This is a genomic window from Erwinia sp. OLFS4, from assembly GCF_002752165.1.
In the GTDB taxonomy this organism is placed as follows: Bacteria; Pseudomonadota; Gammaproteobacteria; order Enterobacterales; family Enterobacteriaceae; genus Izhakiella.
The window spans coordinates 1-1,190 of record NZ_MOMB01000091.1 but is presented as its reverse complement, the minus strand read 5'-3'; the positions used below and the strand labels follow the sequence as shown (position 1 = coordinate 1,190).

The 1,190-nt window shown below is 32.3% G+C and carries 1 protein-coding gene; it reads left to right on the top strand.

Annotated elements, in window-relative coordinates; translation table 11 throughout:
- The first annotated feature begins 633 nt into the window (after nt 1–633).
- Complete coding sequence (locus BL249_RS18580; protein ID WP_099707541.1) at nt 634–1,143, top strand: hypothetical protein; 510 nt, start codon at nt 634–636, stop codon at nt 1,141–1,143.
- Nucleotides 1,144–1,190 lie beyond the last annotated feature (47 nt).

Sequence of the window (1,190 nt, the reverse complement as noted above, 5' to 3'; positions counted from 1 at the left end):
GCCATCGCTAGTCTTTTCATATTTGTCAAATCTAAGTCGAAACTTTTTACAAGTCTTTTAAATACCATTTCCAGAAACTTCTAGGTGCTAACGAATACAATAACTTTAATCCTGTTGTATCAGGTATAAGAACGAAGGTCCCTCAAGTGATATGGCGGTTCTTATGTTATTGTGGCAGTGCCGGATTATGCGTAGCTGCCAACCTGAATCGCATTACCTAAATATTTTGAAAACGGATGTATAGCCTCTTTAGTAAAACGAGGGGTGTTTAATGAATCATGGTAATGTTTGCGCGGGTCGTGGGGGAAGTTTCATACAGGAAACAATATGAATACTTTCAAGGCGCAATGAGCTTAACTTCTCTAACTCTCTACATAGACGAAAACCATATTTTCGCGTGGGGGGTTGGGGGGGAATGCTTAAAGAAAAACTAAGTTTTCCTCACGGAAAACTACTACGGCTGAAAGCCGCCATCTAAAACCCAATGCTTTTAAATGAATTAATTAGTACTACTAGTACAAAAAATTTTAATAAAAATAAAAGTCTGTTTTTAAGATGGTATCTTTTGAATAATTTGAGTTTTTTGTTTTTAAATTGTATTAGATAAAAACAATAATATAAAAAGGTAATGATATGGAAAGTAAAGCAAAAAAACCAAGAGTGGGATGGATACAAAATCTTACTGAGAATGAAAAAAAGATAATAGATGATTTTCTGGAAGAAGCCGCTAAGTTAAAAGGTAAAGCACTAAATAAAAAAGAAAAACAAACTGTCAAGTTTATTGCTCGTGATCAAGTTCGTTCCATTAGGAAAGAGCAAAAATCAAATAAACAAAAGAAGAATAGAGTTGATATAGATAAAAAAGAAGATGAAACAATTAATACCATATCCAATAATGCTGATGAGCGAGGAAGATTAAAGACACTATCAGCTAACGAAAGAGATTTTATCAATAATGCCATATATGAAGAAATGAAAATTAAAGGTAGAAAGCTTGTACAAAGTGAAATGAAAGAAGTTTTAAAAAACGCTCGAAAAAAGATCCTCAACAATCGTATGTCTTTTCAGATTAAAAATGAAAGAAATAAAGAAAGGTTTGAAGCAGATTTTGAATGGAAAAAACCAGTGTCATTTCGTCGTTAAAGCATCCATTCATTAATGATATTATTATTTTTTATAAGAGGTAACGC